Source organism: Bdellovibrio bacteriovorus (assembly GCF_025558485.1).
GTDB classification, from domain to species: Bacteria; Bdellovibrionota; Bdellovibrionia; order Bdellovibrionales; family Bdellovibrionaceae; genus Bdellovibrio; species Bdellovibrio bacteriovorus_G.
This window is the reverse complement of record NZ_CP102930.1, coordinates 1,738,443-1,761,895: the sequence shown is the minus strand read 5'-3', so window position 1 is coordinate 1,761,895 and position 23,453 is coordinate 1,738,443. Positions and strand designations below refer to the sequence as shown.

Below are 23,453 nucleotides of genomic sequence, written 5' to 3'. Positions count from 1 at the left end.
AAAAAGGCAGGGTCTTTTCCTGCCTTTTTTATTTAGAACAGCTCATGCACCAGAACCCTGCGATTCACCCGATCCAGCATTAACAGCCCCCACGGAGCAATCTCCAGACGATTCTCGGTCACTCCCAGATCCGCCCCGCTGACAATCCGGGTGCTTGGTGGAATGCTTAGACCCGCCGTTGAAAGCTGACGCCAGCCCAACGTGGCATGAGCAGCCCACACCTGCACGATCCCCATTGGTGATTCTGAAGCAGAACTTACAAAGTACATCCAACCCGTGGCTTCGTCATACCTCGCGTGAGTCCACAAAGTGATCGAAGACGGATATCCCGCCAGCGCCGTGTAATCGACAACATCGAAATACCCATTACTAAAGATGATTGGATCATCCGGGTTCAGCCGATATTCATAGTATTCAGGAATAATTCCTGTGGCCTTGAAGGAAATGCTTTTTGAAGCGCTGTAGGCTAAAACGTTTCACTCTTTTCTTTTCGGTCTTTTGTTCGATATTTAAATATTATTTTGTGATTCAAGAGAGTTAACTGCTCCCATTTGAGCAAATCTGGTCCCCGCTTTCAGCCGCCTCGGGTTTGTCTCAGAAAAATCGTTTCAATTCGGGAAAGCGTCCTATTCCGACTAACCACTAATCAGACAGTGTTCATACATTGGTTGACACCCCCCGGTCCAGCTCAAAGTAATGGGACTTGATACCTGCTTCATTCCAAGACCTGATTGATTCCGCGCGCTTAGGCAATCGGCACAGCCCTTGAACTATACCTTCTGTAACAGGAGGACGCGGATATGAAAACGAAACATCTCAAAATCGGAATCGCCTTTGTCACCGCTTCGCTCACGTCGGTTCTATTTAACAACTTCTCTTTCCCGGGCTTGCACCATGAGCTGCCTGCCATTGAAAGCGTGAATGAGGCTTCCCGCATTGCTCACGCCAAAGAGCTTCTGGGCCGCGACTATAAAGGCAGTGACGCCCAGGCATTGGAAGGTCAAAAGGCTTTGAATGAAGCCATTTACCACAAGGTGCAAAACCAGCTTCCAGCCAAATTCAAATATCAGGCGCGCGCCATCGCCCGCACTGTGATCGCTGAAAGTGCCAAATATGAATTGGACCCGGTGTTTGTTCTGGCTGTGATTAAAACAGAAAGTAAATTCAACCCGCTGGTTGTGGGTCGTCACGGTGAAATTGGTCTGATGCAGATCAAACCTGACACGGCAGAATGGATCGCGAAAAAATTTGACCTTCCTTGGAATGGCAAAAAGACTTTGCAAAGTCCCGGCGCCAATATCAAGATCGGTCTGGCTTACATGAACTATCTGCGCAGCAAGTTCGACAACAAAGCCATGAAGTATGTCAGTGCCTACAACATGGGTCCGACGAATGTGCGTCGCCTGCTGGCGAAAAACGTGAAACCTGCGGAATACAACTCTCGCGTGATGAAAAACTACGGTGAGCTGTATGCCAAGATGAATGCCTCCGAAATCGGCCATCACCGCATCGCCGCTTTCTAAAAAAATGGTCATGATGATTCTTAATCCGGCCTCAGGGAGCACCCCTGAGGCCTTTGTTTTTTCTGCCTGCTCACTTTTTTGACAGGAGCCCAAAGCCGTCCCTGCCACAGGAATTTATACAACTCCGACGGTCTGTTCTCGATTTAAACCCCTTCCCGGTTTGGAATAAGATTCGCAAAGCAGTCCATCATTAGGAGATCGCAGGCTTTTTCGGGAATAGTTCCCGAAAATCTTTCGAACAAAACACTTTATGAAAAAGAAACTGGCTACACTACTTTCATTGTTGATGTTGGGAAGCATTGCTCAGGCGGCCCCTTACTATACCGGCGTTGGCTGTAACGAAACAGGCGACCGCTGTATCTTCGGAAAACCATCCAAGCGTGTGCTGCAATGGTCCCGTAAAGGCACAACCCAGGAACTGGGCGAGCGCTGTGAAAAGTTCATTGAAAGCATTGACGCACGCAAAAAGGACATCGCCTCCAAGCGCGCTCTGGATCTGCAATACAAAAAATTCACTTACAGCTGGTCCAGCGAAGTGGACAATAACGGCCGTGCAAAAATCGTGTGTAATATCGAATTGCACTCTGAACTGGCAGACGTGAAAATTGTCGGTCAAAAAGTAAAAAGCCTCTTCTGGGTTTGCGCCGATAAAGACAGCGCTGGCATCTGCAAGAACTACGCAAGTGATTGCGAAAAGATCCGTCAGGAGGCTTTGAAAGGCGAAAATGTTCTGGATGCAACCATCTATCGTGGCGCTTCCCTGCTTCAGGGTGAAATCTGCGACATCTATGCAGCAACCGTAAAATAGTTTTTCTAAAAAACCTTGAAAACAAAAAAGCCCTTCCACAAGAAGGGCTTTTTTGTTTTTTATTCAGCAGTAATAATCAGGCCGCCTTGCTTGTCCGGCTTTTACCATAAGCCACGCATTCATCCAGCATCTGCTTATAGTACGTCAACGACTGGCGCAGGTTGCTCAACACCAGTTGCTGTTCATCCGGCGGCAGATGGTTGATCTTTTCCATGGCTTCCTCGACGTGACCAATATCCTCTTCGGCATGCACACGCAGGAAATGCGCTGCTTTCGGACCAAAGCTGGTTTCCACCTTCTTGCCGATTTCACCGCCAAAGCGCGCGGCCAAGGCCTCCAGGGCCAGAATATAGCCAAAGAACGCCATTGGGGAAGAATGCTCGATGTGATAATACTGAGTCTGATACATCGCCGAGGCCGCAGCCATCTCCGGCCAGTCAGACATCCGTTCACCCAGGCCCTTCATATCATTCACCAGAAGCTTTTCATGGCCTTTTTCTTCCGCCGTATGCGCCAGAAAACGCACATGGTATTCCTGTGCCACCAAGGGCGTGCGCGCCGCTGACAAAGCCAGCAATCGCGTGGAATGGCTGACAAAATAATATGTTTGAGCCACCCAGGCCGAATAGCAGGCGCGGTCATGCCACGGAAAGTTGTCGATTTTATTTTTGCATTCGCGCATCAGGACATTGAGTTCATCCGAAACATTCATTCTCATAAGAGCCTCTTTCGCAGCTATTAAGCTGCTTTCTTGTTGTATTTGATTTCTTGATTCAAAAATGGAATATGGTTGTCTTTTTCCGCCCACAAACGGTCCACCAGGGCCGCCGCCTTGGGATCTTCAAAAGGTGTGACTTTGCCTTTTTCCGTGACCAGAATTTCACACACATAGTTCATCTTCATAATGTCACCAAAGTATTCAAAACCACTGTGAGCAGCTTTGCGGCGCACATGCAGATCCTTGCGCCCCGTCCCGATCACCGCATCCCAGCTGGAAACATCCATCACCCGGCTGCCCAGGGCGATAATGATTTCAGACCAGTTGAACTCGGAATTGCGCGAACGGTATTCCGGCAACACAGTCAGGTACTCCATGCTCATCAGGGTGTTGATTTTGCGCGAGCGGAAACGCGCCAGTGTGACTTCGTCGAAGGCCTTCATATAGTGATGATCCAGATGCGCCTTGGAACGCAGATCGAACACACTGTATAAATGAAAGCCGACAAGCCTGTCGTCGTCAGTGATGCACACGATAATATCGTTGCGATGGAAATCATCCGCATTCAGCGGTTCATTCACAGAGCCCAGAACTTCGCTGTACACTGCCCGCCACGCTTCGTAAATTTTATTGCTAAGTGCCGCTGTTTCCGGAGTCAGCTCTCTTGGATTGAACAAATGATATTTGAAGTTGCCCATGGATCTTCTCCTTGCATGGGCAATCTTTCGGAATCATCAGAGGTGAACTTAATGGTGTTTATCAAACCAGTACGTTTGAAATTGAGAAGTTGAATTATTTTGAGTTTTTCAATTTTGTAACATTTCAACTTTTTCCAGAACAATCACAGCCGCCACTTTTTTGTTTCTGTAAAGTGGACTCATGCGACGAATCTCCATGGACTGACAAAGTCGGTCGGCAGAGCGAATTTCGCGCAAAACATGCTTCGGAATGTTCGGAGTGAATGTTTCACGAATCTCTTCGGAAAATACTTTGCGAACTTCTTCAATGATCTTAGTGGTGATTTCTTCGTCTCTTTCAAAAAGAGCCCACCATTCATTTGTATGAAGCTCTTCCAGCGTATAAGAACAGAAATCAAAGAAAGTGAAGTTTCGGAACAACTGAATATGATCCTCAGAATAGATCTCAACGATATCCTCATTGCGGATATGGTTGAACAGCTCCGCGCGAGGCACCAGCCCCAGGCGACGGAAAGCACGCCATGTAAACGACAGACTGTCGTTGATACGATAGCCTTCGGCCAGTTGAGAATGACACAAATCCTGATAAAAGCGCAGAGTTTCCACAACTCGCTTTTTACCTTCAGATGGCAATTGGGAGAAATACGGCAAACCCGGAAGATACGGAACAATCACCTTACCTTCGGTCGCCAGCATTCGACAAATATCTGTCGCAATGACCTTGAAATCTTCGCTTAAAATTTCATCAAGACTGCCATCTACCAAAGAATTTAACTGCATTACGCCCTCAATTAAACATATCGAAACGATACAGCGAAATCATAGTTCAAGGTCCTTACCAATGTCCAATTCAAAGAATTTTTTGCCCCCTCCCGGTGGCATTCCTTACAAACTTCTCATCTTACTAAACAAGAACTTCAGAATAAAAAAAAGAGACCTCATGGAGGTCTCTTTTCAGAGTTTCATATTTTAAGCAATGCGAGGAACTAAACGTTCTTGTTCAGGAACTCAAGGATAGCATCTTTCGGGTGATTGCCAACCAATTGGCCCACTTCACTGCCGCCCTTGAACAACAACATCGCAGGAATACCGCGAATGCCATATTTGCCAGGAACACTTGGGTTTTCATCCACGTTCACTTTTACGATCTTAACTTTTGCACCCAGTTCTTGGGCCACTTCTTCCAATTTTGGAGCCAAAGCACGGCAAGGTCCGCACCACTCAGCCCAGAAATCCACCAGGACCGGAGTTGTAGAGTTAAGAACTTCAGAGTCAAAAGATGTATCAGTAACTGCTTTCGTAAATGTGCCCATGAGTGGCCTCCATTATCTAAACTAAATGTGATCACGAAAACTGTATCGTCAAGACCGGTGAGGATCAATTACTTTTTAAAGAGGGCTTTTGTGAATTCCTGCCTTAACTTATCAATTTCATTAACATTTTCTTTATCCCAAGCCTCTTCCATGACCTTCTGGCGACGACGCGCTTCAACTCGAGTCACTGTACTTTTCGGAGCGACCTTCACATCCTCAACCATTTTTGCATATTTATTCATCTTCTCGCGCAGGCCTTCATCCGCCTTTTTCAGGCTTTCCAAAGCCCGTGCGCTGACCTCTTCCAGGTTTTCTTCCGTCGGCGAAGACTGGGCCGACAAAACCTCATCCACCACTTGAGGTGTGGCTTCATCAATGCGCTCTACTTCCGGAACTCCGCCCCCGAACAATTCCCGTTCAAAGGCTTTCATATCCACATCGGGAAAAGCCTCTTCCGCCACCTCGGTGGAAGCCTGTTCAGAGTCCGCGGCCTGCATGCGGTCACCAAAGCGGAAGGCCACCTTTTCGCTTTGCTCTTCGTCGCTTAATGCCACATCTTCAGGGTTTTCTTGAACTCTTTCCGACCGCAGGGAGGCTTCCTCTGAGGACTCTTCCGGCGTTGCACCTTTGACATAAATAGCCTCTCCTTCCGGAGAATACTTGCCCGAAACGGTGGTCGCCGTTTTTTGCGGGCTTTCCAGATGCATGGCCTTGTTCAGACGATCCAGCAACATGGCTTCATCATGCCCCAGCATCCGGCCCACCACCTGCACCAAGCGCAGCGGCGGCACCGGGGATTCCAGCACCATGTCCACGCGAATTTTGATCAGGTCCTGAGGATTGGGCTTAAAGTTTGCCGGGAAAATCAAAATCGATTTCCCCTGCCAGCGGGTCATGTCCTTCAAACGCTTGCCAACCCCCAAAGAGCTGACCTTTCCCCCCTTGCCGGCACCGATAACAAGATCCGGATTAAAACCGAGCATTTGTTCTGCCACGGAATATTCGCTGGTCAGACCCATCACGTCGAAGCCCACCTTTTTCAAAGTGCTTTCAACCGACATCAGGTCTGCATAGTCCTCATATACCAAAAGAATCTTGTTCATATCCCTATTGTCAGATAAGGAATCTAAAGGGTCAATAAGGCTTCTTCTGGACAATAGACGCGATGACGTCGCCCAAAGGGCAGTCTAGAATGGGAACAAATACGGAGACCACTTTTGAGCATCTTTAACGGAAAAAAAGCCGCGCAGTACATCTTCTTTGAAATGCTTCCCAGTTTTATTTTGGGGCTTTTGGTGTTTATTTCCATCATCCTCATGTTCCAAGTGCTGCGTCTGACAGAGTTTGCCCTGGTGCATGGTGTGGCCCTTAAAACCATTGCTGAGATCATCGGATATGTGATCATCTCGATGCTGCCCATTTTATTCCCGATGGCCCTGCTGTTTTCCGTCCTGCTGACCTATGGCCGTCTTAGTCAGGATTCTGAAATCGTTGCCATGAAGGCCAGCGGTCTTCCCATGGGCACCCTACTACTGCCTGCTTTGATTCTGGCCACAATGGTGGGCATCATCTCAGCTCAAATGTCCTTCAATATTGCCCCGTGGGGAAATCGTCAGTTCGAGGTTCTGTATTCCCGCCTGGCCAACACCAAGGCTGCGGCAGTGATCAAGGAGGGAACCTTTTCTGAAGGCTTCTTTGACATGGTCATCTATGCCAACGAGGTCAACACCGACAAGGGTCTTTTGAAGAAGGTCTTTATTTATGACGAAAAAAGCGGCGATGTGCCTCTGACCATTATCGCCAAGGCAGGGGAAATCGTTCCCGACCCCGAGCGTCCGGGGCATGAAATTTTACTGCGCCTGAATCAGGGGGAGATCCACCGTCAGGCCAAAACCCACACGAAAATCAGTTTCGATAATTACGACGTGCGCTTTTCCGAACCGTTGAATCTGGAGGAAAAAGCCAAATCCCCGCCTTCCCTGACTTTGCAGGAAGTGCGCAATCGTTTGAATGAAAAAATCGAGGACAAGGATCTGCTGCGCACCTTGCAGACCGAATACCACAAGCGCTGGGCGATCTCCGCTCTGTGCATCGTGTTTGCGATGATTGGCGTCGGCCTTGGCACCACCACCAACCGTCGTGCCGCCAAAGCCGGCGGCATGATCATGTGTATTGGAATTATTATCTTCTATTGGGTCTTGTATGTGGCAGCAGAAGGTGCCGCCCGCGGAGGCACACTGCCAGCAGCTTTGGCGATCTGGACACCAAATGTGATCTTCGCATTCTTGGGTGTGGAAACTTTAAGAAGAAACTGGAATTAAGCTGAAAAGAAAAGGTGCGGACTAAAAATAGAGCGATGCAGTAGCATCCTTACTACCACGGTCGTCCCTGACCACATCGCCCCTCCCTTAACTCAAATGGTAGGGGCAATATGCAGAGCTTGCAAAAGGTTTTTTCAGAAGCTTTCATTTTTTTCCCAAGCATTTTCATTACTTATGATACCCACTACAGGTAGTGCGATGATTCTATAAAGCTGCTACCCCTACTGGGGACATTTGCGCACTGACATTTTCTTCGTGGAAAAACATGAATAGATCTTGAGCATCGCGGACCAACTGCGCACCGTCCAATAACAAATCCAAACCACCCAGAAAATGCATATCCAGCGGGTGCCCGGGAACCACCCACACCGGACGCCCCAGTTGCACTGCTTGGGACGCAGTGATCAGCGTTCCGCTGCGACGACGAGCCTCTACCAATAAACTTGCCTGCCCTAGCGCTGCGATCAAACGATTGCGATGATGAAAAAGATGCTTATGCATTTTTTGCTGATAGTCGTATTCGCTCAGAAAACATCCGCCTTGTTCCATCACCAAAGGCATCCATTCACGCAAAGAGGCCGGGTAGATTTCCCCCAGCCCCGAGGGCAGAACCACCACCGTCGAACACCCCTTGCGCAAAGCCACGCTGTGAGCCTTCTGATCCACCCCCCGGGCCCCGCCACTGACAATGCAGGGTTTTACCTGTTCACAGAAAGCCGCCAGCTCTTTTTCCATCCACAACAAAGAATCTGCCGCAGGCTCCCGACTGCCCACCACAGAAAGCGTTCTGTCATTCAGCCAGGCCGGCGCACCAATATAACTTAACGTCAAAGGCGGGTCCGTCATACGGTAGCACATGGCCGGATAGAGCACTTCACCATAGATAGCAAACTGCACACCCTGCAGTTGAAGTTTCACCGTTTCTTCGCAGTGCTGTTTAAACAGGGCATGATTTTTATGTAAAGCCTCGTGCAGTTCCGGCCAGCGGGTGCGCAATTCGGCCATAACCCCGGCCGCCTGCAAGCGGCCTTCACGCGACAGGGAAAGATACAGTTGATGAATTTCATCCCGATGAACAGCATACAGGGGATGGCTTTTTATAATTTGTGAAAGGGAGTACAGATCATTCATGCACAAAGGGCCCTGCAATCCGCAGAGCCCTTTGTGTTGTGTTTAAAAGTCCAAATCAGAATCTTCAGATCCGGTGTCCGGCGCCGGCGTATCGGCCGGGGCTTCATCGAATTCCTTTTCAAAATCCGAATCCACTTTGGCAGGAGCCTCCACTACAGGAGCAAAGTTCATGGCTTGGGTCATTGGTTTCCCAACATAGTCACCCACCACCACATTGTCCGATGCTCTTACCACATATCCCGTGGCAAAGTTTGGCGACACACGCACAATTTTCACCGTTCCGATCACACGATCATTCATCACCGCCTGATTTTTCTTATTGCGCACACGCTCGTCCGCAAAGATGGCCAGCGACTGGCCTTCCTGCAAGCCCTGACCAGAACCGCCATCCAGGAACACCAGCGTGTTATTGCCAAAGATATTGCGCTTGCGATCAAACTGCCCACCCATGATTCTTGCTCCGACACCAGAAGTGATCTCTGCCGCTGACGGGTCAATCATCGGAAGTCGTCCCGGAGTCAACAACGCCCCCACCTCAATGGGTTGCAGGGATTTCTTCACAATCGCGCGATAAATGTTCTGCTGATCGTTTACTTTTTCCAGAACCTCGATCTGCCCTTGCAGTTCCACCATCTGGCCTTCACGCTTTTTCACCAGCGGGTCAGCAACTTTGGTCAGATTTTTCTGCGCCACGAATTCCTTGCTGCCGCTGTCATCCAGTTGCACATAAATGAACTGGTATTCACCGGCGGTCTTCATATCCATCTCGGTGGCGGTCACCCGGCCGACACCTGTGACCGGCGTGTCGGTCATATAGTATTCCAGATACTCTGGCGCAGTGGGGAACTGATTTTTGGGAAGCTCCACCTGAAGTTCCACCGCCGTATCACGCAGAACACCCATGCGATACTGAGGCAGACTTTCCGGCAGGGTTTTTAACAACGGTGCCCTTTTCTTGGGACGAGGAATCGTCGCACCGGCCGTGCTTTTCACGTCCGCGACAGTGGCCGCTGCCGCCGGAGCGGTGGCATCCTTCTGAACCGCACTGGCATCGGCCAGATCCAACGTCGGTGCTTCATCGGCTGTGCCCGGGAAGAACTGGATATTCATCAATGGGCTGATCTCATGGGGATTGGTGATCGAGCCGTTATTCAAAGACCAAATTTTTGGCCAGAAGTTCGGATCGCCAAAGAATGTCGTGGACACTCCCCACAGGGTATCGCCTTTTTGAATCTGATAAACTTCAGACTCGCGGGCACCCACGGCTTTTTCCCACAGCTCCACAGAAGTGGGCTGTTCGTTATAACTTTTGTAAATGCGATGGAATTCGGCCTCACGTGAAAAATCCGGTTCTGAACCCACGGTTGTACTTGGGGTGACAGCCGGAGAGCTCTCTACGGTTTCAGTTGGTGGAGGTGCCACTTCCGCCGGTGCACCAGGAGCAACCTCTTCAAAACTGTTTTCAGGGGCTGCCACATCCGGAGCCGCCGGCGCGGGAACCGCAGCCCCCTCTTCCGGGATTTCTTGGAATTCAGGAACTGTGGGTTCAACCACATCCTTCTGCTGACTTTCCAAAACGTCCAACGGATCGGATTCCCACGTTGCATCCGGGGGATTGTCCTGGGCTTGTGCCATTAGCGCCGTCAGAATCAGTGCCATCATTAAGGAGAACTTCTTGTTCATCACTCTTGCATCCTTGCCGTGATAATTACTTCAGAACTTTCAGCTCAGCGTCCGCGCGGAACGATTCCGGACTGCCTGGGTACTTCGAACGAACTTCCACAAGAGCCTTGCGCGAGAACTCTGGAAGATTCATTCTTTTGTAGGTCATCGCCTTGGCGTACTTGGCCGCAGCGACCTTGTTGCTGCGCGGATATTGCTTTTCGATCTGAGAGAAGTATTTGATCGCTTGAGCGTAATTGGCGTTATCCACCGCCATACGCCCCGCCAAGAACAACGCATTGTCAGCGTAAGCACTTTGCGGGAAACGGCTTAGAAGGCTTTGCAGACGGCTTTTTAAAGCGATTTCATCATTGCCGTCATAAGCGCTTACCATTTCAGCATACAGAGTGATGTCACTTTCTTTAGAAAGGTCTTTCCCTGTCAGCTCCACCAGTAAAGCTTCTTGAGCCATATCGCGATTTTTGGCTTTAGAGTTTGCCTCCCCTGTTTTTGCTGGGGACGCCAAAGGCAGGCTTAAAAGGACCGTTGCTGCTAATAGTCTAAGTTGCTTCATCTCTCGACACCTCTTGATCTTTCCTTAGTATGACACGCCTTGAGAAGTGCAAACAAGCAGGAGTTATCCACATAAAATGTTGAGTTATTGTAATCCTAGACCTTAGACCTATTTGTTTTCAAGGCTTTCAGCGATTTGCTTGAAACGTAAGCACATTATAAACATATGATTTTACTAAGATAAACTACATTAATGCCGTGTAATTATGCGTTTGAATTTCAGATCTTAAAATCCGGCCCCCGAAGACGCACGGACCCAATGACAGAATATTTTAGAAATCCAGCGCGTTATGAAATTTGCTAAGTGCTTATAACCATGATCATTCTTGTCACCCTTGCTCTTTGCTTAAGCATGGCCTGTCCGTCTGTTTTGCTGATAAACACATCACAGCTTGCGCAGAAATTTCAGCAAAAGTGTGTTCAGATTCTGCCGAGGAATTCACAGGAACAGCAGTCGCTTTCCTCACTTCTCTGTGGAGAAAAAATCACAGACCCGGAATTGCAAAAAAATTTGCAGCGAACTTCGCTGATTCACATCTTTGTTATTTCCGGATCTCATCTGATTTTGCTTGATGAACTCTTAAGCATTCTGCGAATTCCACTCTTTGTAAGATTCACCGTTCTGGGGCTGTATTCACTGGCCGTGGGCTGGCAGGCTCCGGCCGTGCGTGCGCTGCTGGGACTTTTCACTCGCGGTTTGCTGCAAACTGCACGCTGTTCATTCCCTGCGGATTTGACGGTCCTGATCACGGGACTGCTGACACTGACTCTGTTTCCGGACTGGTGGAATTCCCTCTCATTAGTAATGAGCTGGTGTGCCGCACTGGCTTTGGGATGGCCTTCCCTACTGCGCATTCGCGCTCCTCTGGCCCGGATTTTTCTGGCGCAGATTTCTATATTCTTATTTATGTGCGCCCCGCTGTGGGGGCTGGGCAGCCTGCACCCGCTCAGTCTGGTTTACAATCTGCTGCTGGCGCCGGTGGTGTCTTATATTCTGCTCCCCTTGGCTTTTCTGACTGCTGTAGTGCCTTCTTTGACCGGGGTGTTTGATCAGGTCATGGGATTTTTTAAAGACACGCTGGCAATACTGGCCGAACCGGTCGTTCTTAGCAAAGGCACACTGCCGCGAATTGAAATCTTATGGTTATGGATTTTGTTCTGGCAGGTGTTCATGCACTTTCTGCGTTTGCGCCTTTGGCAGGGACGGGATTCGCGATGAATTTGCTGCTGTTTCTTTTACTCACCTTCAGTGCCACACCCTTGCAGAACTTTTTTTCCGGAACTTATTTGGTGATTTGGAATGTCGGACAGGGACAATGGGCGACGCAAATCACGCCGGAACGCTGTCAGCACTTTGACATGGGTGGCGAATTTTTTCCGTGGAAAAAGCTGCATCAGGCCTGCGGGGATAAAACGAACGAGATTTATTTATCCCACTGGGACTGGGACCATATCGGTGCCCTTTCCAAACCGGCGTTGCGCCGGACTCTGGGCCATCGCTGTCTGGCTCTGGCTCCTGACGGACCCGCTTCAAAGTATAAAAAATCTTTGCTGGCAAATCTCAGTTCCTGTTCTGCGCGTGATTCTGATCTGAAGATATGGACACCGTTCACGGCGGAAAAAGACAGCAATGCCCGCAGCCACGTTCTGCTGCACCGGGAAGTCCTGTTGCCCGGAGATTCCCCGCAAAAACAAGAGGTCCTATGGAGCCAGCTCCCCTGGGTGCGCACCGCCCGGGTGGTGGTCCTGGGACATCACGGAAGCCGCACCAGCAGCTCAGAACAGCTCTTTAGGGCCCTTCCCCGCGTGCGTCTGACCATCGCCTCAGCCCGCTGGGCCCGCTATCGGCATCCGCATCCTCAGGTTTTAGAAAGACTGCGACAGCATCACCTTCCCCTGCTGCGCACAGAGGACTGGGGAAATATCTGGCTGGAGGGGCCGGAGCATCCAACCACTTCGGGCAAATAAAAAACCCGCATCTTTCTGGGATGCGGGTTTGATTTTTCTTAAATGAAGAAAATGGAAATTAAGCTTTGTAAGGCTTGTATTCCATGTGCAGGTCGCGAGCTACCGGCTCATAGACAACATGGCCGCCGTAGGTGTTCAGACCCTTCATCAAAGCTGGAGATTTCGCCACAGCGTCTTCAACGCCCATAGCGGCAATCATGGAGCCGTATTTCAAAGTCACGTTCGTCAATGCATAAGTGGAGGTTCTAGGAACCACGCCCGGCATATTTGGAACGCAATAGTGAATCACGCCATCAATTTCGTAAGTTGGGTTCGTGTGAGAAGTTGGGCGGCAAGTTTCGATACAACCACCCTGGTCAACGGCCACGTCCACAACCACAGAGCCTTTGGACATGCTGGAAACCATTTCTTTGGAAACCAGAGTTGGCGCTTTGTGACCCGTGATCAGAACGCCACCGATAACAAGGTCAGATTCTTTTACGGAATCTTCGATATTTTTCGCGTTAGAGAACAAAGTCATGCAACGGCCCTGGAAGATATCATCCAGATACTCAAGACGTGCTGTGTTCACATCAAGGATTGTCACGGAAGCACCCAGGCCCACGGCCATTTTCGCCGCGTTCGTACCAACAACACCACCACCGATGATGGTCACTTTGGCAGGTTTAACGCCCGTAACACCACCCATAAGGATGCCTTTACCACCGTGATTTTTTTGCAAGTAAAAAGCACCGATTTGAGTCGCCATACGACCGGCAACTTCAGACATTGGAGTCAACAATGGCAAAGAGCCGTTATCCAACTGGATGGTTTCGTAAGCAATCGCCTTTACCTTGCGCTCGCAAAGAACTTTCGTCAGCTTCGCTTCGGCAGCCAAGTGAAGATAAGTGTAAAGGATTTGGTTTTCTCTCATCAATTCATATTCGTCAGGAAGTGGTTCCTTCACCTTTTGGATCATGTCCGCTTTCGCGTACACTTCTTTTTTGGTGTCGATGATTTTTGCGCCCGCTTTTTCGTACTGTTCGTTGGTGATGCCAGAGCCCACGCCCGCATCTTTTTCAACGATCACCGTGTGACCTTCAGTCACGTACTGGCGAACACCCGCTTCAGTCAAACCAACGCGGTTTTCAGAAATTTTAATCTCCTTAGGAACACCGATAATCATGATCTTCTCCTGTCAGGCGCAAAGCGCACCCTCAATATTTGATTTTTCCGGTTGTGAAACCCAGCAAATATGCCAGATCGGCAATAAAAAGCAAGATAGCTCGTAAAAGGTGCCTGGTGATTTTTTCTGGCTACGGCGCAGCAGGCCCCAGAGTCCCGTCGAAGCCACCCCACTCCCTAGCCCCAAGGGTTGGGATCAGACCAAAAGCCCTCAACCGCTGCGTTGTAGCTAGAAAAAATCACCAGGCACCTTTTCCTAGGCACCTTTTCCCTTTTCCGCCCTTTCCGGACGTTTTGGGGCGGGAACGGGTAGTTTCTACTGTCCAAAATCCTGACAGGGGAAATTCAGCCGGAAATCGTTTACTCTCCTCCAGATTTTAATAGCTGGAGAAAAATATGAAACTTGTTGGACGTCTATCGCTTATGCTCCTTCTGTCTTCCGGAGCTTATGCCCAGAACAACGCCGCAGCAACTCAGTGGCGCATCACTCAACCATCGTGGACTGAAACCCACGAACAACAATTCGGCCAGTTCGTGGCCCGCCTTGGCGACGCCGTTGAACGCCGTCAGTGCGGCAAAGTTGATACGTGTCTTAAAAGCACCGCCAATCTTTATTACGGAACTGATCCTGCGGGGTTGAAGTATTATTCTGACTGTGCGGATCTGCCTTATTATCTGCGCGGTTATTTTGCGTGGAAAAACGGTCTGCCATTTTCTGTTTCCGCAGAGATCAAACCAAGTCCATTGAACACCGAAAAAGTCAAAGACGTGCGCTACACTTCCCACGGCAATATCGTAACCAAACGCTATGATGTCCTGACTAAAAACGGGATCTTCAAAAACACCTACCCAAATGCCCTGGAAATCCTGAACAACATCGTTCCGGGTCTGACATTCTCGGCTTCTTTGCGTATGGCTGGTAATGAAGACACCGATCTTTTCACGGACTTCTACCCGACTCGCATCAATCGTCAGGCGATCCGTCCGGGCACCGTGATCTATGACCCCAACGGACACGTGGCCATTATCTATAAAATCTCTGACGACGGTCGTATTTTCTATATTGATGCCCATCCCGACAATTCTTTGACGATGGGTATGTTCACGCCGAAATTCGTGCGCAGTAATCCAAATCAAGGCGCGGGTTTCAAAAACTTCCGTCCTTTGACTTTGGTGGATGCCAAGGTTGACTCCTCAGGCGCCTATGCCGGTGGTAAAATCGTGGCTTCCCGCAACGCGGAGCTGCCGCTGTACGGTCAGGAACAATTCTATGGAACACACCCGGATTCCGCCGGCTGGAGCAAAGGGAAATTCATCTTCAACGGTCAACAGGTTAACTTCTATGACTATGTTCGTCTTAGCCTGACCGAAGGTGAAGCGCACATTGATCCACTCAAGGACATGGCCCAGCTGACTGATGATATCTGCGTCAGCTTGAAAGACCGCGTGGATGCCGTCGATACGGCACGCACTGCCGGAGTTGCCTTTAAAGCGCACCCGGAAAGATTGCCGATGAATATCTTCGGTACAGAGGGTGAATGGGAAAACTATGCAACCCCATCCCGTGATGCCCGTCTGAAAGTGGCCTTCATGGACTTGCTGGCTTCCACCAAAGCCAATATCGAACGCTACAAAAAACGTGACAGAGCCATCCGCTATAACGGTGGCAATCTGGCACAGGACCTGTTCAATGTTTATGCTCAAAAAGCCCAGGCGTGTCAGTTCTCTTACACAACTTCCAGTGGTCGCACTGTGATGTTGAATCTGGAAGCTGCCCGCCAAAGACTGTTTGCGATGAGCTTTGACCCTTATCACTGTATCGAACTTCGCTGGGGTGCGCGCATCCCGCAGGAAATGGCTTCCTGTCAGGACGATGCGAACAAGCGTCAATGGTATGAGCGCGAACAGTGGTTGCGCAATCAGTGGGAACGCCGTTATGACGCCCGCATGGATTATTCTTTGAATGAACTGAGCGGTCCGCTTCCGGGTGTTGGCATTGCGACTCCGCCGGATGTTGATATTGTGGGTTACCTGAAATCACAACGGTAACTTGTCTTAGAAGGTCCGCGTGGTCGTGGCCCCGCAACGGTTATAACCCGTGATGGTCAGACTGCGCGACGCCCAGTCTGACGGCCACGCACTTGTGGTCAGACAGTCCACCGAAGTTCCGCCGAAATTACATTCCAGCGAGCCGACGCCTGCTCCGTTATCAAAGACGATAAGAGCATCCGCCGCCGCTTTGGTCTTATCAAAGATAAAGGTCGGCACATAAGCCCCGCGCACATCACACATTTCTGAAACCATATCGCCGGAAAAATGCTGACCATAGGCCGACGCATCGATCTTGATCCCAATCCCGGTGGTGTCTGCATAAGTATTGGTGGCAATGTTCAATGTATAAAGGCGCATGTTTTTCACGGATGCATAAGATGACTTTACTGTCAGTGACACATACAAGTACCCATCAACCTCTGTGAAAAGGCCATAATACGAAGCCAACGCATAGTCATCCGACGGCACAATCCACAGATAGTCCGCAGCGTTGCTCATATAAGAAGGCTTCGTCATTTTAAGGGTGATACTTTGCCCCGGAATCAAAGTGACCGGAGTTCCCGAATTTGGATAAGTCAAAATGGCTGTGTCAGTACTGGAACTGTCACCAGAGGAGGTATTCGTGTCTGTTGAAGTGGACGCCGATTCTGTTGAACTTGGCGCACAGTTTTGAAAAGTCAGAGTACACACGGTCAGGACAGCAAAAACGATAACGCTGCCCCAGATTTTCTTTTGATTCTGCATACATCCCCCACCCGAAATAACAGTCTTATTACAGTACCACCATTCTTAACGGCAAATGTTGAGAAAACATGGAATAAGACTTTTCCGTCTCACACTGAGACGGAAACTTTCAGACAGGAACGGTCCAGCCTGTGTAACGCTGAACTTCCTCGGAAATATCCGCACCCAGCTCGACATGGCGATAACTGTTCGGGGAATCCCAGATTTTGCGCACAAGCTTGTTCATCACATCATGACCGGCCTTATATAACACCACATGCCCCATCAAAGGCATTTCCAGTGTCACCAGATCACCCAGGGCATCCAGTGCCTTATGACGTACAAACTCATCGGCCCAGCGAAGCCCCCCGGGGTTCACAACCGTTTCACCATCCAGAACCACACAGTTGTCCAGACTTCCGCCCTTGGCCAGACCACGGGACTTCAAGGCTTCCACGTCTTTCATGAATCCAAAGGTGCGGGCGTTGGCAACATCACGTCCGAAGGATTGTTCGTTGATGTCCAGATCAATGGTTTGTTTGCCAATGGTCGGATTCGGGAAATCAATGGTCACGGTCAAACGCAGACCATGATACGGAACCACGTAGGCATGCTTATCACCTTCGCTGAAATAAATAGGCTCTGTAATGTAGCAGTACTTGCGCGGCTGATCCTGTTCAACAATCCCCACGGCCAGCAAAGCATCCAGGAAAACTTTGGCGCTGCCATCACCAATGGGAATTTCAGGGCCATCCAGCTCGATGAATAAGTTATCAATGCGAAGTGCGGAAAGCGCGGAAACACAGTGTTCAATCGTCGCCACGGAAAACTCCGGACCCCCGATGGTTGTCTGGTGCGAGGTGGCCTGAACATTGCGGGCTGTGACTTTCAAAGAAGGGCTTCCCGGTAAATCTGTGCGGATAAAGTAAACACCCGTATCAGCAGGAGCCGGTCGGAAGGTCAGAGTGCAAGGATCGCCAGAGTGAATTCCGATCCCCTGAACAACAGTCTTTTTGCGAATTGTTTTCTGTAAGAACATCTTGTCTAGACTGTACCGTAACTGTCAGCCCTTCGCAATGCGGATTTGCCCGACCACGTCTCCACGCCAGTTGGTGATGACAGGCATGGTGTATTCAGAAAGAGCCTTAAATTCCTCTTGTGAAAGACCGCCCAGCTTCAATAACAACGAAGCTGTTGCCACCTGAGCCGCACGTCCCGCCCCATCTGCGGCTTTCACCGCAAAAGCGACTTTCTTTTCAGGAAGAACACCACAGAACACACCTTCCGCACCACCTTTGATAATAGCCCGGCCCTGTGACTTTTCGATCACAACTGTGGCGAAATTGTCACTGCCGGAAATATAAAACGGATGCGTGCGCACGGCGTGCAAAATCCTTGCTGCTGCGGCTTTGCGAGCTGGATTTTCCTTTGGATTGATGAAGGTGGACATGCCCACGGCCATGGATTGCAAAGGCACGGCATAGGTCGGAATACCACAACCATCCACACCGTAAGGAAGTTTTGAATGATCCACTTTCAAAGTTTCCGTCAGAATCTTGCGCAATCTTTTCTGGGCATTGTGTTCGTATTTTTCATAGCCCGCAGGATCTTCCCCCAAATGCAGACACGTTGTGATGATACCGGAATGTTTTCCGGCACAATTGTTACAGAACACCGTGGGCTTATGCTGATGGCGGATCATTTCATGCGCACTGGCTTCGTGGTATGGCAGATGTGGACCGCACACGAATTGCGATTCTTTCAAACCCGCCTTTTCCGCCCACTGGGCCAGTGCTGCCAGATGTTCCTTTTCCCCGCGATGGGATGAACAGGCCAATGCAATATGCTTGTCTTCAAGATTGAATTTATCTGCGGCACCGGATTCGATCAAAGGCAAAGCCTGAAGCATCTTGATGGCACTGCGGGGCATGGTTAAGAACTGGGGATGCCCCCAATACTGAATCACACTGCCAAGCTCATTGACGACCACAACCATGACCTGATGAAGACTTTCCACGACGGGGCCCCTTAGGACCTCGATGCTCAACGGTTGTTTCGATGCCATATTTTTCTCCCCAAAAATCAGCCCAGAACAAAATATCGCCCGATTGTCATAGGCGAACCGCTGATTATTCTAACAGGATGATGGGGACCCCAACATAAAAACCTGCAAAAGACTCAAAATACGACAAACAACAAAGCCGGATTTGCTCCGGCTTCGTGAAAAAATCATATTTTCTGAAAACGATTTACAAAGAAAAGACCTACAAGCCCCAGATCGTGCGTGGGAACGGGAAACGGTCTGCGGTTCCCACAACTCCCTTGTTGTTATCACCCATGCACTTCATTTCGCCGCTTTCAAGTACAAAACAGGTGCTTTCATTACCCACCGATACGTCACGAACGCCTTGTGCAACCACCGTCGCCGGACCAGATGAAAAACATTGATCGGTCGTGGTACCAATACCCAACTGCCCCTTGTTGTTCTGCCCCCAGCAGACAAGACGGTGCTCATCCCCGACGATCGCACACATATGAATTCGTCCAATAGAGACCTTCTTCACATTTGCAAGCAACGTCGTCGGGGTGTCATTGCCAGTCCCCAGACAAGCCATGCCGCTTCCCCAGCACTTCATGTCACCATCTTTCATAACAGCACAGGATGCCGGCACCGTTTCACTTCCGCCCATAGAAACGGAGTCCACACCCGATAACAAAGGCGTCGCGGGAATGGTGGTTCGATCCACGGTGTCCCCCAAACCCAGTTGCATTTGCGAGTTATCCCCCCAGCAGAAAAGATCGTCATTCGTGGCAATATAACAGGCAGCCTGCGACGAGGTTTCAACATCCCGAACCCCGGACGACAACACCAGATTCGGAAGAGAGCTGCTGCTGGCGCTTCCGGGCTTGCTCTGACCACTGTTATTGTCGCCCCAGCAATTCAAGCCACCCGTGGTTAACACGGCACAACCACCATCATCATTCAACGAAACCTTGCTGACATCTTTTTCAATAATGATTTTAGGAGTCTTAAAGACTGTAAACGTGGCGCTCACCCCAAGGCTGTAATTTCCAGAGTTCTGCCCCCAGCATCTTAGCTCGCCGTATGAGGAAACTGAACAACTTCGTTCGCGACCGGTCGCGATCTGCCGCTGATTACGAGACAAGGCCTGAGTCGGCACCAATCGAGGGAACAAGGTGCGATCCCCGATTTGCCCCACCGAATTCTGACCCCAGCAAAGAACTTCACCAGAGTCCATCAATGAGCAGGCGGATTGGTAGTTTTCATGAAACACATTACTGACCGAGACCGACTGCACGCCGGAGGGAATCACAGTCACCGGAAGAGTTTTATTCACCGGCAGTGGCGACACCATCCAGCACTGCACAGAGGAATCCTGCATCAGCACGCAACGTGGGTCCATCCCCTCGAAGGGACCATATCTATTCGACATTCTCAGTAACTGCTTCACCCCACCACTGATCAATTGCACTGGCGCCGAGGCCGCCACCATCGGATTCCCACCAGGGATTCGGCCTCCCGCCCCCCAGGTCCAGACACTGCCGTCGTTTTTTAGACCAATCAATGATTCCTGCGAGGTGACGATGTCCTTGTAATCGGCACTCATTTCAACCGGTACAGCAGACCCCGCACCACTGGCGCCCGGAGTCAGCTGGCCATTGCTGCCACTTCCCCAGCAGTAGTTCTTGCGCACGGCGGGTGCGCCTTCATCTTTTTGCACACAAATGCTGTCGTTAAAAAGGTCGTAGGAAACTATATTTTCCGCCAGTGGAGTCGCCGGCACAGTCGCTGTGTTTCCTGAAGAGTACCCTGTCGATCTGTTACCCCAGCAGAAAAGGTTTTTCTGAGTCGGTGTCACAGAGTCCAGCTTAACCGCACACAGGGTGTTGCCGCTGGTGGCGGCAATAAGGCGCATTTCCTCCACCTGCCCTGTCACCAACTGCGGCGAACCAATCGTGCGACTGGCATTCATGGAACCCGTACCGAAAACACCTGAATAGTCAGTTCCCCAGCACATCAGATCCTTGTTCGTTTTCACATAACAAAATGCGTTTGAACTGGCCGCAACCTGGGTAACACCTGAGTTCACAAATTTCGTTGGCAGCAGAACACGGCCCCCGACAGATCCCGGCAGGCCACCGTCGTTATCCCGCCCCCAAAACACACAAAAACACTATAAATGGTAGCATAGCTATAGCATCTTCCTTACTTACAAACCCTTCCTTCTATTCTAGATACGAACATGACCCTTGCAATGAGGGTCAGTGTTGTGATAGCATTCGCGTCCAGAACGCAGTGGTCGCCCCCACCAAAGTGAACGGCGCCAAAGTGAATTTCATCGAGCGCGCGCCCAGGCCTTCACCCGTCACGATGTCGATGTAATAATCTTCCATCGCTGTATAAAGATATTCTTCCACATGACGGCTCAGACGATGAATTTCATCAATGAACAACACCGAGTTGGGTTTCAGGGAAGTCAAAATCGCCGCCAGATCACCCTTTTTGTCAATCGCAGGCGCCGATGTCATTTTGATTTCCGCGCCCATGTCGTTGGCAATGATCTTGGACAACGTGGTTTTACCCAAACCCGGAGGCCCCGCCAGCAGCACGTGATCCAAAGATTCACCACGATGTTTGGCTGCCGCCACGAAGACTTTTAATTTCTCTTTCACGTCGTCCTGTCCGGGGAAATCCTCAAAGCGCTGGGGGCGCAATTCATTTTCCCAGGACTTTTCGCCCTCAACCGGATCACCTTCCAAAATACGACTCATGACAAGCTCCCAGACAAGGTCTGAAGACCTTTACGAACACCGTCTTCAACGCTGATATCCACAGGCAGCGTGGAAACAAACTGATCCACCATCTGGGATTTGTAGCCCAGATTGAGTAACGCCGAAGTGATTTGCGTGTGTCCCTGAGATTTGGATTTCACCGGGCCGTTTTCCTCGATGGAAACCAGCTTGCCCTTGAGGGTCAGGATGATCTGTTCAGCAGTTTTTTTGCCGACCTTCGGTAAACCGGAAAGCGCCTTGGCATTCCCCGCCTCGATCATTTCCTGAATCTGGGCCGGACGACCGCCGGAAAGAATGCTCAATGCCATCTTAGGTCCCACGCCATTTACTTTTAGCAAAGACAGAAACAGATTTTTTTCTTCCTTGTCGTGGAAGCCGAACAACTGCAAGGCATCTTCGCGCACGTGGGTGTGAATCCAGACGATGATGTCATTCCCCAGAAGAGTCTGCAAATCCCCCAAAGTATGAGCGGAGGCCAGGATTTCATACCCCACCCCTTGCACATCAATCAAAGCGGAGTCGTTCATCACTTCAATAATTTTACCGCGCAGATATCCAATCATAAACTCACCGCTCTTTGCATAATCGCTTTTTTCTTCATCTCGAAGGCATGGTAACAGGCCATGGCCAGGGCATCAGAGGCGTCAATGCGGCTGATGGTTTTCAAGCTCAGCATGACTTTTAAGATGGCCTGAACGTCCTCTTTGGAGGCGCCCCCGTTTCCGGTGACACCTTTTTTTACGGAACGTGTGGCGTATTCCTGCACTTCCGCCCCACCCAAACCGGCTTCATACATGATGACTCCGCGGGCGTGGCCCAACTTAAAGGCACTGTCGGCGTTTTTTCCCAAAAAGATTTTTTCGATGACCACTTGCTGGGGTTTGTACTTTTCCATGACCTCGCGGAATGCCGAACCCAGCTCTTTCATGCGCAGCGGGAAAGCATCGTCAGCGTCCATCAGGATCACACCGTGATTGATATGTTCAATCTTTCCGTTGTGAACACGGACAACTCCAAAACCTGTAATGCGAGAACCGGGATCGACCCCAAGAATGATCAAAGAATGTTCCTTTTTTATATTTCCACTATGGCGTCGTAGATATTGCTTAGTCAATAAATCTGCTCTAGTATCAGTCTATGCCCAAAATTGAAGCAAGCACCATCGAAAAGTACCAGAGTCTCCTTGAGAAAGATCCGAATTCTCAGGTTTTCGCCCCTCTGGCCGAGGCATATCGTGAGATGGGAATGCTGCAAGAGGCCCGCAAAACGGTGACTTTGGGCGTTCAACGCCACCCGCTATTTGTCGGCGGCTTGGTCACCTTTGCCAAGGTGATGCGTGATCTGGGCGAGCTTGGAAAAGCGCAAGAGGCCTTGAAAAAAGCCACCTCTTTGTCTGCCGAAAATATTCTGGCGCACCAACTGACGGCGGAAGTTTACCTGGCTCAGAAAAATCCGAAAGACGCCCTTAAAGCCTTTAAAATGGTTTTATTCCTGAATCCCAATTCCAAAAGCGCGCAAAAAGCCGTGCAGAAACTGGAATCCCTGACGGCGGACGAATACGACGAAGACGTCTTTTCCATGACGAAACTTCCGGAGGTCAACCTGCAAGCGGCGGCAGCAACGACCGAACGCCCGCCTGATTTCGCCCCGGAAGAGGTGGTGATCCGCCCGACCCCGGTGACCACCAATAAGGCATTGGAACGCATGCTTTCCCTGATCGACGCTTTTATTGTGCGCAATGACTTGGAAAAAGCGCATGCTCTTTTAAAAGACACCCGCATTGAGTTTGGCGATCATCCGGAAATCCAACGCCGCATGAACACCCTTCAGGTTCGCTATAATGATTCTGATGAGGCCATTCCCCTGAAGCCACTTCTGCCACGCGAGCAACTGATCCGTGAAAAGAAGCTGGAAGTCCTTGAGATGATGCTTCGCAAAATCGAAGACTACCGCGCCCAAGGTTGACCACCTGCGCCCCTTTAAG

23 protein-coding genes and 1 pseudogene are annotated in these 23,453 nt (G+C 50.1%); 7 read left to right on the top strand and 17 right to left on the bottom strand.

What is annotated here, in order from left to right; genetic code table 11:
• Positions 1-32: 32 nt before the first annotated feature.
• A complete protein-coding gene (locus tag EZJ49_RS08720) occupies positions 33-269 on the bottom strand; it encodes a hypothetical protein (protein ID WP_262551656.1) in 237 nt (78 codons plus the stop codon).
• 531 nt (positions 270-800) lie between these two features.
• Between EZJ49_RS08720 and EZJ49_RS08715 the strand changes: the two genes are divergently transcribed.
• Complete coding sequence (locus tag EZJ49_RS08715; protein ID WP_262551655.1) at positions 801-1,523, top strand: lytic transglycosylase domain-containing protein; 723 nt, start codon at positions 801-803, stop codon at positions 1,521-1,523.
• Positions 1,524-1,773: 250 nt separating this feature from the next.
• Positions 1,774-2,331, top strand: coding sequence for a hypothetical protein (locus tag EZJ49_RS08710; RefSeq protein WP_262551654.1), 558 nt, complete (start codon positions 1,774-1,776; stop codon positions 2,329-2,331).
• A 76-nt stretch (positions 2,332-2,407) separates the two neighbouring features.
• Here the strand turns inward: EZJ49_RS08710 and EZJ49_RS08705 are convergent, their stop codons facing one another.
• The 5 genes from EZJ49_RS08705 to EZJ49_RS08685 all read right to left on the bottom strand — a co-directional run bounded on the left by EZJ49_RS08705 (position 2,408) and on the right by EZJ49_RS08685 (position 6,163).
• Positions 2,408-3,049 (bottom strand): iron-containing redox enzyme family protein, encoded by a 642-nt coding sequence (locus tag EZJ49_RS08705; protein WP_262551653.1) that lies wholly within the window; start codon positions 3,047-3,049, stop codon positions 2,408-2,410.
• A gap of 20 nt (positions 3,050-3,069) precedes the next feature.
• The gene (locus tag EZJ49_RS08700; protein WP_262551652.1) at positions 3,070-3,747 is read right to left on the bottom strand and encodes a hypothetical protein; all 678 of its coding nucleotides are present in this window, start codon (positions 3,745-3,747) and stop codon (positions 3,070-3,072) included.
• A gap of 108 nt (positions 3,748-3,855) precedes the next feature.
• A complete protein-coding gene (locus EZJ49_RS08695) occupies positions 3,856-4,527 on the bottom strand; it encodes a hypothetical protein (protein WP_262551651.1) in 672 nt (223 codons plus the stop codon).
• 206 nt (positions 4,528-4,733) lie between these two features.
• Positions 4,734-5,060 (bottom strand): thioredoxin, encoded by a 327-nt coding sequence (gene trxA, locus EZJ49_RS08690; protein WP_262551650.1) that lies wholly within the window; start codon positions 5,058-5,060, stop codon positions 4,734-4,736.
• Between the two features lie 68 nt (positions 5,061-5,128).
• Positions 5,129-6,163, bottom strand: coding sequence for a hypothetical protein (locus tag EZJ49_RS08685; RefSeq protein WP_262551649.1), 1,035 nt, complete (start codon positions 6,161-6,163; stop codon positions 5,129-5,131).
• 114 nt (positions 6,164-6,277) lie between these two features.
• On the opposite strand from EZJ49_RS08685, the gene lptF reads away from it, so the two are divergent.
• The gene (gene lptF, locus EZJ49_RS08680; RefSeq protein ID WP_262551648.1) at positions 6,278-7,381 is read left to right on the top strand and encodes an LPS export ABC transporter permease LptF; all 1,104 of its coding nucleotides are present in this window, start codon (positions 6,278-6,280) and stop codon (positions 7,379-7,381) included.
• A gap of 204 nt (positions 7,382-7,585) precedes the next feature.
• Here lptF and EZJ49_RS08675 read toward each other — a convergent pair whose 3' ends face one another.
• From EZJ49_RS08675 to EZJ49_RS08665, 3 genes are read right to left on the bottom strand one after another with little or no spacing between them, the layout of a single operon-like run.
• A complete protein-coding gene (locus tag EZJ49_RS08675) occupies positions 7,586-8,512 on the bottom strand; it encodes a DNA-processing protein DprA (RefSeq protein WP_262551647.1) in 927 nt (308 codons plus the stop codon).
• 42 nt (positions 8,513-8,554) lie between these two features.
• Entirely contained in the window at positions 8,555-10,195 is a 1,641-nt protein-coding gene (locus tag EZJ49_RS08670; RefSeq protein WP_262551645.1) for a LysM peptidoglycan-binding domain-containing protein, read from the bottom strand.
• Between the two features lie 25 nt (positions 10,196-10,220).
• The gene (locus EZJ49_RS08665) at positions 10,221-10,748 is read right to left on the bottom strand and encodes a tetratricopeptide repeat protein (RefSeq protein ID WP_262551644.1); all 528 of its coding nucleotides are present in this window, start codon (positions 10,746-10,748) and stop codon (positions 10,221-10,223) included.
• 315 nt (positions 10,749-11,063) lie between these two features.
• On the opposite strand from EZJ49_RS08665, the gene EZJ49_RS08660 reads away from it, so the two are divergent.
• A complete protein-coding gene (locus EZJ49_RS08660) occupies positions 11,064-11,966 on the top strand; it encodes a ComEC/Rec2 family competence protein (protein WP_262551643.1) in 903 nt (300 codons plus the stop codon).
• Positions 11,963-12,715, top strand: coding sequence for a ComEC/Rec2 family competence protein (locus tag EZJ49_RS08655; protein ID WP_262551641.1), 753 nt, complete (start codon positions 11,963-11,965; stop codon positions 12,713-12,715). The genes EZJ49_RS08660 and EZJ49_RS08655 overlap by 4 nt, the downstream gene beginning before the upstream one ends.
• Positions 12,716-12,773: 58 nt before the next feature.
• Here the strand turns inward: EZJ49_RS08655 and ald are convergent, their stop codons facing one another.
• Positions 12,774-13,880, bottom strand: a complete 1,107-nt coding sequence (gene ald, locus EZJ49_RS08650; protein WP_262551638.1) for an alanine dehydrogenase — start codon at positions 13,878-13,880, stop codon at positions 12,774-12,776.
• A 395-nt stretch (positions 13,881-14,275) separates the two neighbouring features.
• Between ald and EZJ49_RS08645 the strand changes: the two genes are divergently transcribed.
• Positions 14,276-15,928: a hypothetical protein gene (locus tag EZJ49_RS08645; protein WP_262551637.1), complete on the top strand. Its 1,653-nt coding sequence runs from the start codon at positions 14,276-14,278 to the stop codon at positions 15,926-15,928.
• Between the two features lie 6 nt (positions 15,929-15,934).
• Here EZJ49_RS08645 and EZJ49_RS08640 read toward each other — a convergent pair whose 3' ends face one another.
• The 7 genes and pseudogenes from EZJ49_RS08640 to ruvC all read right to left on the bottom strand — a co-directional run bounded on the left by EZJ49_RS08640 (position 15,935) and on the right by ruvC (position 22,529).
• Positions 15,935-16,675, bottom strand: coding sequence for a hypothetical protein (locus EZJ49_RS08640; protein ID WP_262551636.1), 741 nt, complete (start codon positions 16,673-16,675; stop codon positions 15,935-15,937).
• A gap of 109 nt (positions 16,676-16,784) precedes the next feature.
• Positions 16,785-17,693: a UDP-3-O-acyl-N-acetylglucosamine deacetylase gene (lpxC, locus tag EZJ49_RS08635; protein ID WP_262551635.1), complete on the bottom strand. Its 909-nt coding sequence runs from the start codon at positions 17,691-17,693 to the stop codon at positions 16,785-16,787.
• Positions 17,694-17,717: 24 nt separating this feature from the next.
• Complete coding sequence (locus EZJ49_RS08630; RefSeq protein ID WP_262551634.1) at positions 17,718-18,719, bottom strand: asparaginase; 1,002 nt, start codon at positions 18,717-18,719, stop codon at positions 17,718-17,720.
• Between the two features lie 199 nt (positions 18,720-18,918).
• Positions 18,919-20,841, bottom strand: coding sequence for an RCC1 domain-containing protein (locus tag EZJ49_RS08625; protein ID WP_262551633.1), 1,923 nt, complete (start codon positions 20,839-20,841; stop codon positions 18,919-18,921).
• A 130-nt stretch (positions 20,842-20,971) separates the two neighbouring features.
• Positions 20,972-21,448: pseudogene (locus tag EZJ49_RS08620) on the bottom strand (AAA family ATPase); the annotation flags it as partial.
• Entirely contained in the window at positions 21,445-22,032 is a 588-nt protein-coding gene (gene ruvA, locus EZJ49_RS08615) for a Holliday junction branch migration protein RuvA (protein ID WP_262551629.1), read from the bottom strand. The gene ruvA and the pseudogene EZJ49_RS08620, both read right to left, overlap by 4 nt.
• Positions 22,029-22,529 carry a crossover junction endodeoxyribonuclease RuvC gene (gene ruvC, locus EZJ49_RS08610; RefSeq protein WP_262551627.1) on the bottom strand — a complete coding sequence of 167 codons (501 nt, stop codon included), beginning with the start codon at positions 22,527-22,529 and terminating at the stop codon, positions 22,029-22,031. Before ruvC ends, ruvA begins: the two co-directional genes overlap by 4 nt.
• A gap of 77 nt (positions 22,530-22,606) precedes the next feature.
• On the opposite strand from ruvC, the gene EZJ49_RS08605 reads away from it, so the two are divergent.
• Complete coding sequence (locus tag EZJ49_RS08605) at positions 22,607-23,434, top strand: tetratricopeptide repeat protein (protein WP_262551625.1); 828 nt, start codon at positions 22,607-22,609, stop codon at positions 23,432-23,434.
• Positions 23,435-23,453: the final 19 nt, after the last annotated feature.

Excerpts from the sequence above, each read along its gene's own strand:
- EZJ49_RS08720 (WP_262551656.1), bottom strand. The coding sequence starts at position 269 with ATGTACTTTGTAAGTTCTGCTTCAGAATCACCAATGGGGATCGTGCAG.
- EZJ49_RS08715 (WP_262551655.1), top strand. The coding sequence starts at position 801 with ATGAAAACGAAACATCTCAAAATCGGAATCGCCTTTGTCACCGCTTCG.
- EZJ49_RS08710 (WP_262551654.1), top strand. The coding sequence starts at position 1,774 with ATGAAAAAGAAACTGGCTACACTACTTTCATTGTTGATGTTGGGAAGC.
- EZJ49_RS08705 (WP_262551653.1), bottom strand. The coding sequence starts at position 3,049 with ATGAGAATGAATGTTTCGGATGAACTCAATGTCCTGATGCGCGAATGC.
- EZJ49_RS08700 (WP_262551652.1), bottom strand. The coding sequence starts at position 3,747 with ATGGGCAACTTCAAATATCATTTGTTCAATCCAAGAGAGCTGACTCCG.
- EZJ49_RS08695 (WP_262551651.1), bottom strand. The coding sequence starts at position 4,527 with ATGCAGTTAAATTCTTTGGTAGATGGCAGTCTTGATGAAATTTTAAGC.
- trxA (WP_262551650.1), bottom strand. The coding sequence starts at position 5,060 with ATGGGCACATTTACGAAAGCAGTTACTGATACATCTTTTGACTCTGAA.
- EZJ49_RS08685 (WP_262551649.1), bottom strand. The coding sequence starts at position 6,163 with ATGAACAAGATTCTTTTGGTATATGAGGACTATGCAGACCTGATGTCG.
- EZJ49_RS08675 (WP_262551647.1), bottom strand. The coding sequence starts at position 8,512 with ATGAATGATCTGTACTCCCTTTCACAAATTATAAAAAGCCATCCCCTG.
- EZJ49_RS08670 (WP_262551645.1), bottom strand. The coding sequence starts at position 10,195 with ATGAACAAGAAGTTCTCCTTAATGATGGCACTGATTCTGACGGCGCTA.
- EZJ49_RS08665 (WP_262551644.1), bottom strand. The coding sequence starts at position 10,748 with ATGAAGCAACTTAGACTATTAGCAGCAACGGTCCTTTTAAGCCTGCCT.
- EZJ49_RS08660 (WP_262551643.1), top strand. The coding sequence starts at position 11,064 with ATGATCATTCTTGTCACCCTTGCTCTTTGCTTAAGCATGGCCTGTCCG.
- EZJ49_RS08655 (WP_262551641.1), top strand. The coding sequence starts at position 11,963 with ATGAATTTGCTGCTGTTTCTTTTACTCACCTTCAGTGCCACACCCTTG.
- ald (WP_262551638.1), bottom strand. The coding sequence starts at position 13,880 with ATGATTATCGGTGTTCCTAAGGAGATTAAAATTTCTGAAAACCGCGTT.
- EZJ49_RS08645 (WP_262551637.1), top strand. The coding sequence starts at position 14,276 with ATGAAACTTGTTGGACGTCTATCGCTTATGCTCCTTCTGTCTTCCGGA.
- EZJ49_RS08640 (WP_262551636.1), bottom strand. The coding sequence starts at position 16,675 with ATGCAGAATCAAAAGAAAATCTGGGGCAGCGTTATCGTTTTTGCTGTC.
- lpxC (WP_262551635.1), bottom strand. The coding sequence starts at position 17,693 with ATGTTCTTACAGAAAACAATTCGCAAAAAGACTGTTGTTCAGGGGATC.
- EZJ49_RS08630 (WP_262551634.1), bottom strand. The coding sequence starts at position 18,719 with ATGGCATCGAAACAACCGTTGAGCATCGAGGTCCTAAGGGGCCCCGTC.
- ruvA (WP_262551629.1), bottom strand. The coding sequence starts at position 22,032 with ATGATTGGATATCTGCGCGGTAAAATTATTGAAGTGATGAACGACTCC.
- EZJ49_RS08605 (WP_262551625.1), top strand. The coding sequence starts at position 22,607 with ATGCCCAAAATTGAAGCAAGCACCATCGAAAAGTACCAGAGTCTCCTT.